Annotated in this window: 3 tRNA genes; all 3 read left to right on the top strand. The window is 48.1% G+C overall.

The window, feature by feature from the left end:
* Positions 1-12: 12 nt before the first annotated feature.
* The 3 genes from CHH75_RS24510 to CHH75_RS24500 all read left to right on the top strand — a co-directional run bounded on the left by CHH75_RS24510 (position 13) and on the right by CHH75_RS24500 (position 351).
* Positions 13-87: transfer RNA gene (locus tag CHH75_RS24510), tRNA-Glu, on the top strand.
* Between the two features lie 68 nt (positions 88-155).
* Positions 156-231 (top strand) — tRNA-Val (locus tag CHH75_RS24505).
* 43 nt (positions 232-274) lie between these two features.
* Positions 275-351, top strand: a tRNA-Met gene (locus CHH75_RS24500).
* Positions 352-370: the final 19 nt, after the last annotated feature.

Here is a 370-nt window from a genome sequence, read left to right as displayed (position 1 = left end):
TATTTTAAATATGGCCCGTTGGTCAAGGGGTTAAGACACCTCCCTTTCACGGAGGTAACAGGGGTTCGAATCCCCTACGGGTCACCATATTTCTTATTAGAAAAGACTTGATTTATAACCAGCTTTTTTGATATGATAATAGTCGTTGTTGTCCTGGAGGCTTAGCTCAGCTGGGAGAGCATCTGCCTTACAAGCAGAGGGTCGGGGGTTCGATCCCCTCAGCCTCCACCATTATACGACTTACGAAATGTGAAGAAGCAACCCTTTTTAATGACGCGGGGTGGAGCAGTTCGGTAGCTCGTCGGGCTCATAACCCGAAGGTCGCAGGTTCAAATCCTGCCCCCGCAACCAATTAATATCGCATAAGCGA

The sequence above is a fragment of the Paenibacillus sp. 7541 genome, assembly GCF_002276395.1.
Taxonomy (GTDB): domain Bacteria; phylum Bacillota; class Bacilli; order Paenibacillales; family Paenibacillaceae; genus Paenibacillus_AQ; species Paenibacillus_AQ campinasensis.
Note: the sequence above shows the minus strand (reverse complement) of the source record. Positions and strands in the feature narration are given on the sequence as shown.